At 35.7% G+C, this 14,622-nt stretch carries 14 protein-coding genes; 6 read left to right on the top strand and 8 right to left on the bottom strand.

Annotated elements, in window-relative coordinates:
* The first annotated feature begins 6 nt into the window (after window positions 1–6).
* From DV434_RS03080 to DV434_RS03065, 3 genes are all read left to right on the top strand, one after another.
* Window positions 7–2,283: a DUF927 domain-containing protein gene (locus DV434_RS03080; protein WP_118785280.1), complete on the top strand. Its 2,277-nt coding sequence runs from the start codon at window positions 7–9 to the stop codon at window positions 2,281–2,283.
* Window positions 2,284–2,816: 533 nt separating this feature from the next.
* A complete protein-coding gene (locus tag DV434_RS03070; RefSeq protein WP_153065688.1) occupies window positions 2,817–3,296 on the top strand; it encodes a hypothetical protein in 480 nt (159 codons plus the stop codon).
* A 487-nt stretch (window positions 3,297–3,783) separates the two neighbouring features.
* A complete protein-coding gene (locus DV434_RS03065) occupies window positions 3,784–4,038 on the top strand; it encodes a type II toxin-antitoxin system Phd/YefM family antitoxin (RefSeq protein ID WP_118785301.1) in 255 nt (84 codons plus the stop codon).
* A gap of 194 nt (window positions 4,039–4,232) precedes the next feature.
* Here the strand turns inward: DV434_RS03065 and DV434_RS03055 are convergent, their stop codons facing one another.
* The gene (locus tag DV434_RS03055; protein ID WP_046939427.1) at window positions 4,233–4,568 is read right to left on the bottom strand and encodes a helix-turn-helix domain-containing protein; all 336 of its coding nucleotides are present in this window, start codon (window positions 4,566–4,568) and stop codon (window positions 4,233–4,235) included.
* Window positions 4,569–4,724: 156 nt separating this feature from the next.
* Here DV434_RS03055 and DV434_RS03050 point away from each other — a divergent pair, with 156 nt between their 5' ends.
* From DV434_RS03050 to DV434_RS03040, 3 genes are all read left to right on the top strand, one after another.
* Window positions 4,725–5,174, top strand: a complete 450-nt coding sequence (locus DV434_RS03050) for a hypothetical protein (RefSeq protein WP_118785277.1) — start codon at window positions 4,725–4,727, stop codon at window positions 5,172–5,174.
* An 8-nt stretch (window positions 5,175–5,182) separates the two neighbouring features.
* Complete coding sequence (locus DV434_RS03045; RefSeq protein ID WP_118785276.1) at window positions 5,183–5,593, top strand: hypothetical protein; 411 nt, start codon at window positions 5,183–5,185, stop codon at window positions 5,591–5,593.
* A gap of 253 nt (window positions 5,594–5,846) precedes the next feature.
* Window positions 5,847–7,070, top strand: coding sequence for an MFS transporter (locus DV434_RS03040; protein WP_118785275.1), 1,224 nt, complete (start codon window positions 5,847–5,849; stop codon window positions 7,068–7,070).
* Window positions 7,071–7,113: 43 nt separating this feature from the next.
* On the opposite strand, the gene rfaC is transcribed toward DV434_RS03040, so the two are convergent.
* The 7 genes from rfaC to DV434_RS03005 all read right to left on the bottom strand — a co-directional run bounded on the left by rfaC (window position 7,114) and on the right by DV434_RS03005 (window position 14,576).
* Window positions 7,114–8,070: a lipopolysaccharide heptosyltransferase RfaC gene (rfaC, locus tag DV434_RS03035; RefSeq protein WP_118785274.1), complete on the bottom strand. Its 957-nt coding sequence runs from the start codon at window positions 8,068–8,070 to the stop codon at window positions 7,114–7,116.
* Window positions 8,067–8,972 carry a DMT family transporter gene (locus DV434_RS03030; RefSeq protein WP_118785273.1) on the bottom strand — a complete coding sequence of 302 codons (906 nt, stop codon included), beginning with the start codon at window positions 8,970–8,972 and terminating at the stop codon, window positions 8,067–8,069. Before DV434_RS03030 ends, rfaC begins: the two co-directional genes overlap by 4 nt.
* A gap of 28 nt (window positions 8,973–9,000) precedes the next feature.
* A complete protein-coding gene (locus DV434_RS03025) occupies window positions 9,001–9,585 on the bottom strand; it encodes a hypothetical protein (protein WP_032825192.1) in 585 nt (194 codons plus the stop codon).
* Window position 9,586: 1 nt separating this feature from the next.
* Entirely contained in the window at window positions 9,587–10,645 is a 1,059-nt protein-coding gene (gene waaF / locus DV434_RS03020) for a lipopolysaccharide heptosyltransferase II (RefSeq protein WP_118785272.1), read from the bottom strand.
* A gap of 75 nt (window positions 10,646–10,720) precedes the next feature.
* On the bottom strand, window positions 10,721–11,884 hold the full coding sequence (locus tag DV434_RS03015; RefSeq protein ID WP_118785271.1) for a XylR family transcriptional regulator: 1,164 nt from the start codon (window positions 11,882–11,884) through the stop codon (window positions 10,721–10,723).
* A 111-nt stretch (window positions 11,885–11,995) separates the two neighbouring features.
* On the bottom strand, window positions 11,996–13,402 hold the full coding sequence (nhaC, locus tag DV434_RS03010; RefSeq protein ID WP_012054497.1) for a Na+/H+ antiporter NhaC: 1,407 nt from the start codon (window positions 13,400–13,402) through the stop codon (window positions 11,996–11,998).
* 1 nt (window position 13,403) lies between these two features.
* The gene (locus DV434_RS03005) at window positions 13,404–14,576 is read right to left on the bottom strand and encodes a MalY/PatB family protein (protein WP_114908296.1); all 1,173 of its coding nucleotides are present in this window, start codon (window positions 14,574–14,576) and stop codon (window positions 13,404–13,406) included.
* Window positions 14,577–14,622 lie beyond the last annotated feature (46 nt).

Below are 14,622 nucleotides of genomic sequence, written 5' to 3'. Positions count from 1 at the left end.
GGATATATGGCAAAAGTACAAAATTTTGATGAAGTAAACCGTAAAAATAATCTTGAAGACGTTTTGATAGTAGGCAATAAAGCGCATTTTTACTGGAAAAATTACCCAAATCGCAGCAATAAAAAAGAATGGGTATATAGTGAAGAATGGGGATTATTTTGCCAATTTATTCAACAATCTATTGATGAAACACCTTTAATTTTAGACTTATCAATGCATCCAAATATTCAAGAGATAGAGATAGCGACACAGCAAGAATATCTATCAATTATTTTCCTTGATGATGTTACTGAAGCGCAAAAAAGTGCTCTTTTTCTCAATCTTGCAAAAACAACGCAAATCAGAATGATAAAAATATTTGATCAGAATCTTGTTGCTCAAAATATCGCGCCTGATTTTTTACAGAAAATACGCAATGATGAAGAGCTTTCTAATAGACAAGCTATGCATGCCAAAGAAGCAGAAGAAAAGGCAGATGACGATACCCCAATCATGATAAAAACCGCCAAGCCTGCAGAAATTAAATTTGCGGATAATGGTATTAAAAAAGGGCTTTTCTTGATTGATGAGAACGACAAGGGAATAAATTATCATTGGCTATCTGATAAATTTGATGTTATTGGGCAAGGCGTAGAAATTGAAGAAGGAAACTTACACTACTCAATGCTCTGCTTTAAATCTAACGGCAACCAAGAAGAAATCACAGAGGCTATTTTACAAGGGGAAATCGCAAGTGCGGAAACATTCAAAAACTTAAGAAATAAAGGGTTAGAGATAAATTATGTCACTAAATACCATCCATTTTTAGCGAACTATATTTCATCCAAAACTATTACCGCGACTAAATGGCGTATTGTGTCAAGTTCAGGTTGGAAAAATGGCGCGTATATTTACCCAAACGGCGAAATAATCGGAGAAATGGACAACAAACAACCGTTATTTTTAAGAAATCAACCGATTAACGCTGATTTATTTAACCAATCTTGCACATTGGTAGAATGGCGCGAAAATGTTGCGAAATATGCAAAGGGAAATGATTTAATCATTCTTTCGTTGCTTTTTGCCTTAACTGCACCTGTTCTGAAAATTGTTAATGCGCCCCACTTTGGCATTCATATTTATGGCGATAGTTCAAAAGGCAAATCTGTTTGTAGTCATATCGCCAACAGCGTTTACGGCCACGGAAAAGATTTAGAACGTTCTTGGAGTGCAACCCGAACAGCCTTAATTAATGAAGCCATAGCACGGAATGATTGCCTATTGGTGATGGATGAATTAACTAATCTTTCGCCCGATCTAGGTGTGGGCATTACTTATGAGCTATTTCAAGGCGTAGAGAAAATGCGCGGCAATGCCGATAACGGACAAAATCGAAGAATCCGAAACTGGCAAACAATGATCTTAAGTAACGGCGAAAAAAATCTAGTAGACCAGTTAAAGGATATTTTCAAAGAGAAAAAAGGGAACGTAGTAAAAGCAGGGGAACTTGTCAGGATGCTGAATATCCCCTTTGAAGGGCTAACTAATTTTCATCAATTTGCCTTAGATCCTAATTTACCTACACCTTATCACAAATCATTAGCATTTGTTGATTTTATCAAAGGCAATACTGGCAAATTTTACGGCGTAGCGGGCAGGGAATGGATCGATTTTATTATTCAGAATAAAACCCTACTTAATACAGAAAAGGAAAAGCACGAGCGCGCATTTATTGACAAAATGATTGCATCAAAACCGAAAGACATTGCCTATGAAGAACTCAACCAAATAGGGCGCGTAGCGAAGAATTTTGCATTATTGGAAACCGTGGGGAAATGCTCAAAACATATTACAGGCTTAAATGATGACGAAATAGAAACGGCAATTTTCAACTGCTTTACATTATGGGTAAATGAATTTGGCTGGGGAAATAAGGAAAAAATGCAGATTATCGAGAATCTGGACCTATTCATCCAACAGAATATAGGCGATCTTTATCACGTTAGAAATAAGCAGATTGTAAACACGCCAGTAAGCAAAAAATTTGTAGGATTTTATTTTGAAGAAGACACTCGGGAAAATTCCTATCTAATATTAGACAAACGGAATCTACTTTTAGAAATGGGGGCTTTTCCAGAGAAAAAAATTATTGAATCTTTGCTTAAAGAAAAGCGATTAATCAGAACGGAACGAAAAGATAAGGATACATGGCGCAATGAATCAACCTATCCAACCTTGCAGGATAAAAACATTACAACACCAACAAAAAGAGGGTTAAAAATCACCCTGCCATTGGAGGAATAAATAAAGGCGGTTCGATTGAATCGCCTTTTTATACAGTGGTTAATTTAACATAATATTGAATGATTATTAAGCTTTTAGATTTTTTCTAGAACAAACCAAAAATAACGGGGGAAAAGTGGGAAAGTGGGAAAATACAATAATTAATTTATAATTTTTATAATTAAATCAATATATTATATTGTTATTTATAGTATTTAATTTTCCCCCCGCTTCCCACTTTTCCCCCTTTCTTGAAATTGGATGGGATGAAAAAAGGGGAATTTTTCCAAAAAGGGGGAAAATGGGGGAAAATTTTCCGATTTTTTTATTTTTGTTATCAATAAGTTGCAAACTTTTTCCCACTTTTCCCACTTTCCCCCGAAAAATAGAGAGCTAACAAAAAAATCCTACGAAGAAAAACAAAGAAGGGATTCTATCCAGTATTTCTAGTAGTAAAGAATTTCTCGGTTTTTAAGAATTTCATAAATAAAAATATACGTTTTACTTTTATTTTTTTCTGCTTACCTTAGAATCAAATTACACAATAACCATGGATGAAAGAAATGATTGCCTTGATCCTATTTCTAATTGCTGCACCAATTTATTTACTGATAGCAGGGCTTTTTATTGGTGGCACATATTTAATCAACATTCTGCCAGCATTTATCGTAATCTATCTATTGTTGGTATTTTTAGCTGCAATACTGACCCCATTCAAACCGTGGTTTAATCGGAACCGCGCCAAAATAAATTCTTCAGGAAAATTGATTCTTTTAGTTTTATTTGGGCCACTAATAGCTGTTCTAACGATATCTATCATTGCATTGCCTTTCGTTATGATTTACGCAATAGCTGATAACCCATTTTTATGGTATGCAGTGATTTTATTATTTGTTTTCGTCTATGGTTTCATCAAAAGAAATTCAATAAAACGAAAGGAAGAAGAAAGGATTTGGGAAAAAACTCGTGAACGCGCAGCGTTACATAAGGAAAGATATTTTTACGGTGAACAAAAATACACTAAAGAAGATTAAGCTATAAAAATGGACTCATAAAACGAAATTAAACGAGAATTAAAGATTGACCGTTAAACCTCTTTTTTTTCATAATTGCACCTTGAACAAGGACAAATCATAGAAAAATTTATTTTTAACCCCCTGTATAACCCCCTAACGGACTATACAAAATATCAAGATTTTAGACTACACAAGGCTTAAGAGGTAAAAGTCATTGTTCTTTCTCACCGCCATGAGCCTTGTCAAATAACGCCTATCTTGTCAAAAAACAACATAAAAAAACAATTATTTAGTTATATCTAATCTGTTTCTTTCGTTGGTCTATATTTGTCGTTGTTTCCGTTTTTAACTCCCTAGCTTAATTAGGTCAAATTTAGGTGAGTTAAAATCGTTTAATTTTAACCAAAAAACTGCCTGTTATAAGAATAGCGAAACGACAAAGAAAGCGTTTATGAATCTTTTAAAGTGTTACGATTCACACAAAATGATACAAGAAGAGGATATTATGGCGATTCATCAAATACTAACGGAACAAGCTGCAAGTATTACCGATCTAAAACGAAACCCTATGGGCGTAATGCGAGAAAGTGAAAATGGCGTAATAGCTATACTAAATCGTAACCAACCTGCATTTTATTGCCTTACACCTGAAATGTTCGCTTATATGCAAGAATTAATCGAAGATGCAGAACTTGTACGCATTGCAGAAGAACGAAAAACTGAGGGCTGTTTTATTGAGGTTGATATAAATGACTTATAAACAGACATTTAGCCCAAAAGCAAAGAAAGAATGGAATAAACTTGGCGATACCATAAAAACCAATTTAAGAAAAAATTACTCAAACGCTTAGAAAATCCATACGTGCCCGCAGATCGGCTTTCTGGCTTTTATCGAAAAGTTTTGTCTATCTATAATAAAATCACCTTACCTTTATACAAAGTAAGGTGCTTTTATCAGCTTTTCTTCAACTCTTTCAAAAAAGCGACAAAAATCGTTTTTTGGGGCGTGGTTAATTCCTGCCAGTGTCTGTCTAACTCGTCATTATTCCATTCTGCCAATTCCATACAATCCGCAAAAAAATAGCTGATTGGTGTTTTTAAAAAGGTCGCTATCGCCACCAAATGCGACATATTGATCTTATTTGTACCACGTTCATAACGAGAAAGTTGTGGTTGTGAAATATCTACATATTCAGACAATTTTTCTGCTGTATAACCCAATTCTTTTCGTTTTTGCTGGATACGTTGTCCGACTGCACGATCTATATCACTAGCGATAGGTTGAACCATAAATCATTGCCACCACTTTATTCATAATTGGCATTATTTTTTACAATTTATTACCTTGAATGAATATCCTGTTAAGTATATAATTTTTAAAAATATGCTTTTTACGCATATTTAAGAGTTAATTAGATCATATCAATAACCTAAGGAACTTAATTTATGGAATACATTGTCGGTATTATTCTGATTATTGGATTTATTGTTTACAAAATGTATAAGAAAGGTAGAGCAATAACAGATACCTATATCATTGCAAGTGAAAAGGCTTTCATTATTTTCGCAGAAGATCCTTATGGTGTTTTAAAAAGTCTTTGCCAGCAAGGTGATAACTTCCCTACCTCAAAAAGAATTTTGAGGGATTACGAATTATTCAAAGACTTTCAAATGGCAACTCAAACATTATCACATGAAGAAAAAGAGTTTTTTGCAGAAGATATCTCATTTGCAATGCTTGGGCTTATTACTCTCTTTATATACGGCGAGAACAGAACAGAAAAGAACTTTAATGATGTTCATCATGATCTTAAACATAATTTTGAGTTCAATGACTCATTCAAGCAAGCAAGAAGAAAGGTGTTGTTCTTATATGGAATTTTATATTTGAATTAGAGGTTATTATGTTTATTAATATCATTCGCTGGATTCTATTGCCATTTGCTTGTGTTCTGGCTTACATTCTAACTGGCATAATTGCAAACTTCTTTATTGGTGGATATGAAGGTGAAACAATTGGGTATAGCAGATATGCTTACACTTTAGGTTCTTTCGATGTTTATTGGTATGGTTTAATTAAGAATGCCCTGATGAGTTCAGCTCTTGTCTATGCGGCTTTCTTTGTTGCTCCAACTTATAAAATGGCGACAACTAGAGTTATTGCGATAATTATGGCCGTAGTTTATGTTGGATTATTCGTTTACGCTATATCTGTTTTAGAACCAAGCTTTTGGAAAGTTCTAGGTTATTGTGGCGATATAATAGCTTCATGTATAGGGTTATTGGCTTATAAAACTTTAGATGAAGAGGCTTAATTTATCTTAAATATTTGCGTGTCCGATAATTTATCGTTCACGCATTGTATCTTTCATTTAGAAACTAACGTCATTTCTCACACCATCCTAATTTTATTCCCTTATTTTCCTTCTTATTCAAAATCAATTTTTTATTCTTCTTTTCGTATTCTGTTCATTGAATTTTTTCATCAATGCAGTAAACTAGCCACCGATTTTTAATCACCTTTCTTTTCACTTTAAATGTTACCCGCGAGTAACAAAAGGACACATCATGACAAACAAAGTAAACAGTTATGGCTGGAAAGCCTTAATTGGCTCTTCCGTCGGCTATGCAATGGACGGTTTCGATCTTCTCATTTTAGGTTTCATGCTTAGCGCAATTTCCGCAGACTTAAATCTACCCCCCACCCAGAGTGGCTCTCTCGTGACATGGACGCTTATTGGTGCCGTATTTGGCGGTATTTTATTTGGCGCATTAAGCGATAAATACGGTCGTGTACGCGTACTGACTTGGACCATTCTTCTCTTTGCGGTGTTTACTGGTTTATGTGCGATTGCACAAGGTTACTGGGATTTACTGATTTATCGCACAATTGCTGGCATTGGCTTAGGCGGTGAATTTGGAATTGGGATGGCTCTAGCAGCAGAAGCATGGCCCGCACGCCACCGAGCGAAAGCAGCATCTTATGTTGCATTGGGTTGGCAAGCTGGTGTGTTAGGTGCTGCATTACTTACACCATTATTGCTCCCGCATATTGGCTGGCGTGGAATGTTCTTAGTGGGTATCTTCCCTGCATTTGTCGCTTGGTTCTTACGTTCTCATCTGCACGAACCTGAAATTTTCACTCAAAAACAAACCGCACTTTCAACGCAATCCAGCTTTACTGATAAATTACGTTCATTTCAGCTTCTGATTAAAGACAAAGCAACGAGCAAAATTAGCCTTGGTATCGTCGTACTCACCTCCGTACAAAACTTCGGTTATTACGGCATTATGATTTGGCTACCTAATTTCTTATCAAAACAACTTGGATTCAGTTTAACTAAATCTGGGCTCTGGACCGCCGTTACCGTCTGTGGCATGATGGCTGGCATTTGGATTTTCGGACAACTCGCTGACCGCATCGGACGCAAACCAAGTTTCTTACTTTTCCAATTAGGCGCAGTGATAAGTATCGTGGTTTACTCACAACTTACCGATCCTGACATCATGCTTCTTGCTGGGGCATTTTTAGGTATGTTTGTGAACGGAATGATGGGCGGTTACGGTGCATTAATGGCTGAAGCCTACCCAACAGAGGCTCGAGCAACCGCACAAAACGTACTTTTCAATATTGGTCGTGCCGTAGGGGGATTTGGACCTGTGGTTGTGGGCTCAGTTGTACTCGCCTACTCTTTCCAAACGGCCATCGCCCTACTTGCGATTATCTACGTAATTGATATGTTAGCGACAATTTTCTTAATCCCAGAATTAAAAGGTAAAGCCTTAGACTAAGAAAATATAAAGGATGAAAATGCTCGCCAAGTGCGAGCATTTTTTATGAAATAAAAGGAAGTAATTTTGAGGATACTTGTTCAGCTGAAATCTCTTTCATTGAACTTGCCGATAAGTAATGCTGATTTTTACCATAACAGCCAATCAATTTAGGATCCGTTGCGCCATAAAGCGTAATATTGGGCTTATCCAAAGCAGCTGTTAAATGCGCCAAACCTGTATCCACTGATACAACAGCCTTTGCATTTGCAAGCTGTTTTGCAAGCTCCGTTAAAGTTAATTTTGGCAATACAATCACTTTAGAATGAACTTGAGACAAACGCTCTGCTCGCGCTTTTTCTTGTTCATTTCCCCAAGGCAAGCGAATTTCGTAATCAGAAAGTGCGGTCATTTTTTCAATCAATTTTTGCCATTCTGATTCTTCCCAATGCTTATCTGCCCGAGTTGTAGAATGAATAAATACCACATAGTTTTTTTCTGAAGTTTGATGAAGAAAATGACGAGCAATGCCATAATTGCCCTGAACTTGGGGCAATTCATAACCTAAACTCTGAGCAAAAAGCTGACGAATTCGTTCCACCGCATGTTGTTGATAAGAAATCGCGTATTTTTTATCGTAGAACAAGGAAGCTATCGGCTCACGGATACTCTTGCGATCATAGCCATGTTTGACGCCATTGGCTAAGCGTGTCGCAAAAAAAGCGCTCTTAAAAAGCCCTTGTGCATCAATCACGGCATCATATTGATTGGCTTGTAATAAAGTGAGGTAAGATTTCCATTCGTTTTTTGTTTGAGCTGAAAAAGGTGATTTTCGCCAGCGTCTTAAGGCAATTGGAATGATTTGATTCACGGCAGAATGCCAACGTGGGATTTCGGCAAAATTCTCTTCCACCACCCAATCAATAGATAAATTAGGAATAGCACGCTGTGCATCAGTCAATGCCGGCAAAGTATGAATCACATCGCCCATAGAGGAAGTCTTAATCACACATACTTTCATTTAATTAACCTTCTTCCCCAGTGCATAATTCCAAGCCCTGATACGGCTAAAATGCCTCCAATAATTAAGGAGGAATCCACTTGTTCATTCAACCAAACGGCTGAAAATAAAATACCTAAAATCGGCACAAGAATAATGTAAGCCGAGGCATTGCCTGCCCCTAAGTGTTTCACACCATCAAAATACCATGCATAAGCCAATACCGTTGCACCAAATGCAAGACCAAGTAAACTAAACCATTGCGATCCATTTAATTGAAATACGGTTGCCCAATCTTCCGCACTTTCCGTCCATAATGCTGCCAACGTCAGCATGAAAAAACCAAAAGTAGAAGAAATCGTGGTAGCGGTGAGAGAATCAATTCCGATTAATACTTTACGAGCCAATAAAGTATAAGCAACCCAGCAAACTAAAGCACAAAGCAATAACATTTGACCGAATCCAAAATTTTGTAAGAGGTTAGTTGGATTCCCTTTTGTCATGGCTAACAAAGAACCGCTAATGGCAATAATCATCCCTAATACAACCCAGCGATTCCATTTTTCTTTAAATAATAAAATAGCAAAAAACATCGTAAAGACAGGATTAGAGGCAACGACCATCGTTCCTTGCCCTGCTGGAACATATTTCAAACCCCAAATAAAAAAAGTCGAATAACCAAAGATCCCAAGCAAAGCCGTTAACAATAACCCCACCCATTGATTAGATCGCAGTTGTTTAGCATATTTGAAACGATTCGTCGCATATAGCCAAATAATGAGTGGAATAATGGCGAAAAAAAATCGCAAACTTGAAGCAATAAACGTCGGCATGGCTTGGGCAACCACTCGTCCCCAAGGCCAAGAGGCGCCCCATAAAATCACCATTCCAATTAATTGTAAATGTATGCGTAGAGGGTTCATATCATTAACATATCCAGTTACGCCTTTTCTATTTACTTAAAGGCTCTGCTTGGTAAGCTTTTATTTTTTCTCGTAAAGCGGCTTCAAATGCTGCTCGATGAGCATCATCTTGAAAGGCTGAATGAGGAATTAAGAAAAACAAGCCTGTATCAACTCGAATCATTAAGTAACCATAATGATTTTCGATATGATGAATGTACCGATAATTATATAAAGTTTGGCAGAGCGCTATTTCAGAATATAAACCATCATCTTGAATACGTACGGTTCTCTTTTCTTGCTCTATTCTATTAAGTACTTGGCTTTGAATTGCTCGATTATTTAAATAAGGTCGAATTAAAACTGCGTATATAAATGCTAATAGAGAAATGACAAGTAATATATATCCCACATAATAAGCCAAAATATTTTCATAATAATCATAAAAATATTCAGACCAATCCATCATTACAAAGGCAATAAAACAGCTTGGAATCAGAAATAATAAATACAATAGGAAATCACCAATATGCATTATCTTACGAAATTTATTATGTTTATAAATATCACGACTTACTTTCCTAGCTACTTTAGAATAACTTTTATCTAATACAGGTTGATATGTAATTTCCATTTTATATTCCTTTTTTGTTAGCACTTAAAAGTGCGGTCAATTTTTCCAATACTTTTTCCGGCGTAATATCGATCAAACTTTGATGATATCCTTCAGCGCTGTCGGTGCTTTTACGCACTTTAATCAAATCGCCTTCAATTAAACGGATGATTTCTACTTTATCGGATAGTGGAGGTGTGTACGTTGGGCTGGTTGGGCCGTAAAGCGCCACTAACAGACGATCAGTAGCAGCGGCAATGTGCATTAAACCACTGTCGTTACTCACGATCGCCGTGCAGTGAGCAATTAAATCCACCGCCTGATTCAGATTAGTTTGCCCCGCTAAATTTAAACAAAATGATTGTAGCTCGGCTGGTAATGCATTACGAATTTGCTCTCCTGCTTCCACATCTTTTGGTGAACCAAATAATTCTACCGCATAGCCTTTTTCAATGAGCATTTCGGCCAATTTAGCATAATGATAATGTGGCCAACGTTTTGCAGGGCCAAATTCTGCACCAGGACAAAAACCAATAATTGGACGTTCGCCTAAAAGTGCGGTTTGTTTTTCAAATTTTTTTAAGGTTTCAGCTTGTTGCGCTGGCTCAACCGTCAAATAGGGTTTCAAGACAGGAATATCATCAGCTTTTGGTACAGCATCTTTTTCAAAAGCCAATGCAACATAACGCTGCACCATCATTGGATAATCTTTTTTATTGGCTCGTAAATCATTCAATAAAATATAACGGCTTTCGCCTTTCCAACCACGACGATAGATAATTTTGGCGAAGAAAGGAATAAACGCCGATTTCAATGAATTAGGCAAAATAATCGCCATATCATATTGTTCACGCAAAGATTTCCCTAAGCGATAACGCGTTCCCAATTCAAAGGCCCCGTGCCCTAATGGCATTTCAATTGCCTTACGCACCTCTGGCATGCGCGCAAGCAAAGGCTTACACCAATTCGGTGCCATCACGTCAATATTGCAGCTTGGATATTGAATTTTCAGTTGCTGGTACAAACTGTGCGACATCATCATATCGCCAACCCAAGATGGGCCAATAATTAGAATATTCATTTTCTGTCTTTCAGATAAAAGTGCGGTCAAAAATACTTGTTATTATGGCATAGAGTTGAATAAAAATATGCTCCTTTAACAATTTAGTCGAAACTCTTTAGGAGTCATTTCGAATTCTTTCTTAAACACAGAATAAAAATATTGAACAGAAGGATAACCACAAATATCTGCAATTTCTTGAATAGAAATATCAGTTTGTTCTAATAAATTTTTAGCTCTAGCGATTTTTTCTTCATGAATAACTTGGTGTATTGTTCTATCCATTTCGTTTTTAAAACGTTGTTCAAGATTAGAGCGCGATATTTCCAAATGGTCCAAAACCTGTTCTACTTTAATGCCATGGCATGCCCGGTGACGAATATAATGCATAGCTTGTATAACAAGAGGATCGCTCAAGGAACGATAATCAGTAGAATTTCGTGTATGAACTGTAATTGGCGGAATTAAAATAGGTGTGCTAGGAGCTTTTTGTCCATTAAGTAATTTATGTAATAACTTTGCTGCTTGATATCCAATTTCTCTTGCTCCTTGCTCTACAGAAGAAAGAGATACTCGCGATAAATATTGGATCAATTCTTCATTATCAATACCAATCACACAAAGCTCTTCAGGTACAGCAATTTTACTGTACTCACAAGCCTGCAATAAATGACGAGCACGCGCATCCGTAACAGCAATAATACCAGTATGAGAAGGAAGAGATTTTAACCAGACAATTAGCTTTTGTTGCTCTTCCAACCAATTTTGAGCATGAACCTGCACACCCTCATATAGGTAAATAGGGTAATGATTTTTCTCCATCAACTCTACAAAAGCATCTCTTCGTTCTATAGACCAATGCTTATGAGTATTTACTTGCAAACCATAAAATGCAAACTGTGACAGTCCTTTCTCCTGTAAATGAGATAAAGCCATTTCAACCAATGCCATATTATCTGTTGCTACATAAGGAAAGTGCGGATAAAAATCAGCTTGTTTATAAGATCCACCAACTGCTATAGTAGGAATAAGAGTGTGTTGCAATAATTCAACAGTTTTTGGATCATCAAAGTCTGCAATAATGCCATCAATAGAAAGTTGATTAATGGTATCAGTATGATAGATAAATTCATCCTCTACAAAAATATCCCACATACATTGCGATGCCTGAATATATTGTCCAATACCCTCCACCACCTGCCGATCATACACCTTGTTTGCATTAAATAAGAGGGCAATTTTGTAGTATTGTTCCGTCATTTTATATCCTTATCTATGGGAAACCTCTGTTTAAGTTATAATAGAAAAGATATTTAGCTTCAAGATAAAAATAGCCAGAATAACTGGCCATTTTTATATCCAATACCACATTTATTTTTTTAGCTTCGCAATACCTATTCCACTTGCACCATAAATAATAGCAAAGATAATACCGCTCCAACATAAAATTGCCCAAGGTAAATAAGACAATGTTGCAACACCTAATGTGCCTGCCATATATGCACCTGCGGCAGTCCATGGCAAAATAGGTTCAATAATTGTTGCGGAGTCTTCTGCTGTTCGACTTAGATTTTTTGGATGTAATCCTTTTTCTACATACGCATCTTTAAGCATTTCTCCTGGAATTAGAATAGAAATTTGCCCATTACAAGTAACCCCAATCATTGTTAGACCGCAAAGAATCGTTGTAATAATCAAAGAAAGAGTTGAATGAACAAAGGTGAGTAATTTTTGAATAATTACAGTTAATGCACCGCTCAATTGTAATACACCAGCAAATGATAATGCACAGAAACAAATTAATAGTGTTCCCATCATTGAATTCATTCCACCACGATTCAACAAACGACTTAAATCAGAGCTAACTGAAGTATGGTGAATCATTGAGGTATCAAATCCATTAACTGCGCTATTAATCACATCAGATAGAGAGAATTTTTGAATTAAGATAGCATTAATAATTGCGATAAATGCTGATAATAACATCACTGGAATAGTCGGTTTCTTAGTAATAGAGCCCCATAATACAATAGCGACTGGAATAAGTAATAGAAAGTTAAAATGATAAACTTGCTCTAGCTCATGAATCATTGTATTTACTTTTTCTGGAGTCGCCACATTAGAAAAATCGTAGTTTAAACCATATACCACATAGACAGTAGCCGAAAGAATAAAAGATGGTAATGTTGTATAAAGTAAGTGAGCGATATGCTCATATAAATCTACGCCAGCAGCTGCGGATGCAATATTGGTTGTATCAGATAGTGGCGATAATTTATCTCCAAAATACGCACCAGCGACCACAGCACCTGCCGTAGCAGCCAAATTGGCGTCTAATCCAATCGCAACTCCCATAAATGCCACACCAACAGTCCCTGCAGACCCCCAAGAGGTTCCAGTACAAATGGAAACAATAGCAGTAAGGAATAAGGCTGTCACATAAAGATATTCTGGTGATATCGCTTTTAGTCCGTAGTAGATCATCATAGGAATTGTTCCTCCACTAATCCAAGTTCCAATTAATAATCCTACAGTAATTAAAATTAATAGCGCAGGCATTGTTTTAGCTATTTTTTCTGAAATGGCGTCTAAAATATCTAAATAGCAATGACCTAATTTAATAACTAAAAAACCAGCAAATACCGTTGAAATAATCATTAATGGCTCTGCTGGCAAATCAAATAAAGCATACCCAAGCCCTAACAGTAATAGCATCACTATGATTGGTGAAAAAGCTTCTAATGTTGTTGGCATTCTTGTGCGATGAGTGGTTTTCATATTAAATCTCCCTATTGTTTAATAAACAAAACCCATTTTTGATTCGATTCAATGCTTCTAATAATTTTTCTCTAGGCATAGCGACATTCATACGAAAGAAACCGTCTCCCTCTTTTCCAAATTCACTCCCCAAAGATACTTTTACTCTTGATAAATTATTAATCCAATAAGCTAATTCATTTTCATTTATACTTAGCTTTTTATAGTTTATCCAAAGTAAATAAGTTCCATCACTTTCAGTAATATCTAATAATGGAATATACTCATTGAAAAATTCTTTTACTATCTTCTTATTATTCTTTATGTATTCTTTTAGATAGATTACCCAATCAGTACAATATTTATACAACGAAATGATGGCTGGTATAGAGAAATAATTTGGATTATGTATACCTAATGCCATCATTTCTTTTATAAATTTTTCTCGAATTTCTTTATTCTCAATAATTAGGTTAGCTATTTCCAATCCAGGAATATTAAAAGTTTTTGCTGGGGATAAACAGATCATTGAATGATTTGCTACCCATTCATCTAATGATGATATTAGATAGTGGGAATTATTTGTTAATGTAAAGTCTGCATGGACATCATCAGAAATGATAAATACATTATGTTTTTTAGCTAAGTTTATAATTTCAATAAGGACTTCTTTGTTCCAAATCGTTCCAGTTGGATTATGAGGAGAAATTAAAACAAATACTTTAGAATGTTCAAAACATTCCTCTAATAAATGAAAATCAATATGATACTTTCTATTTTCATAAACCAAAGGACATTGATATAATTTTCTGTCATTTAATTTTATCGTGTTTAATATTGGACTATATGAAGGTGATAGAATACATATTCCATCAATTTCTTTTGTAAATGCTCGTATATAAATAGATATAGCTTGAATTATTCTTGGGCAAAATACAATTTTTTCAGAGAGAACAGAATAATGATATTGTTCAAAAATATAATCACTGATTATCTTGTGATAGTCGGCTGGTAATTCAGTATAACCATAAATTCCTAAACGATTAAATTTTTCTAATTCATCTATCATCAATTGAGGTGCTGGAATATCCATATCCGCGACAGACATTGGAATAATATCATTATCTACATTCCATTTAGCACTAAATGTATTTAGGCGATCAATAATCACATCAAAATTATAAAAATTATTCATTATTCCTCCTGATGTATAAGGCAAATTTACTTTAGTCAAAGAAGGA

Origin of the sequence: Haemophilus haemolyticus (assembly GCF_003493685.1) — a bacterium.
Taxonomy (GTDB): Bacteria; Pseudomonadota; Gammaproteobacteria; order Enterobacterales; family Pasteurellaceae; genus Haemophilus; species Haemophilus haemolyticus_O.
Note: the sequence above shows the minus strand (reverse complement) of the source record. Positions and strands in the feature narration are given on the sequence as shown.

Coding starts and splice junctions, on each gene's coding strand:
- DV434_RS03040 (WP_118785275.1), top strand. CDS start 5,847: ATGACAAACAAAGTAAACAGTTATGGCTGGAAAGCCTTAATTGGCTCT.
- rfaC (WP_118785274.1), bottom strand. CDS start 8,070: ATGAAAGTATGTGTGATTAAGACTTCCTCTATGGGCGATGTGATTCAT.
- DV434_RS03030 (WP_118785273.1), bottom strand. CDS start 8,972: ATGAACCCTCTACGCATACATTTACAATTAATTGGAATGGTGATTTTA.
- DV434_RS03055 (WP_046939427.1), bottom strand. CDS start 4,568: ATGGTTCAACCTATCGCTAGTGATATAGATCGTGCAGTCGGACAACGT.
- DV434_RS03080 (WP_118785280.1), top strand. CDS start 7: ATGGCAAAAGTACAAAATTTTGATGAAGTAAACCGTAAAAATAATCTT.
- DV434_RS03050 (WP_118785277.1), top strand. CDS start 4,725: ATGGAATACATTGTCGGTATTATTCTGATTATTGGATTTATTGTTTAC.
- DV434_RS03005 (WP_114908296.1), bottom strand. CDS start 14,576: ATGAATAATTTTTATAATTTTGATGTGATTATTGATCGCCTAAATACA.
- waaF (WP_118785272.1), bottom strand. CDS start 10,645: ATGAATATTCTAATTATTGGCCCATCTTGGGTTGGCGATATGATGATG.
- nhaC (WP_012054497.1), bottom strand. CDS start 13,402: ATGAAAACCACTCATCGCACAAGAATGCCAACAACATTAGAAGCTTTT.
- DV434_RS03025 (WP_032825192.1), bottom strand. CDS start 9,585: ATGGAAATTACATATCAACCTGTATTAGATAAAAGTTATTCTAAAGTA.
- DV434_RS03065 (WP_118785301.1), top strand. CDS start 3,784: ATGGCGATTCATCAAATACTAACGGAACAAGCTGCAAGTATTACCGAT.
- DV434_RS03015 (WP_118785271.1), bottom strand. CDS start 11,884: ATGACGGAACAATACTACAAAATTGCCCTCTTATTTAATGCAAACAAG.
- DV434_RS03045 (WP_118785276.1), top strand. CDS start 5,183: ATGTTTATTAATATCATTCGCTGGATTCTATTGCCATTTGCTTGTGTT.
- DV434_RS03070 (WP_153065688.1), top strand. CDS start 2,817: ATGAAAGAAATGATTGCCTTGATCCTATTTCTAATTGCTGCACCAATT.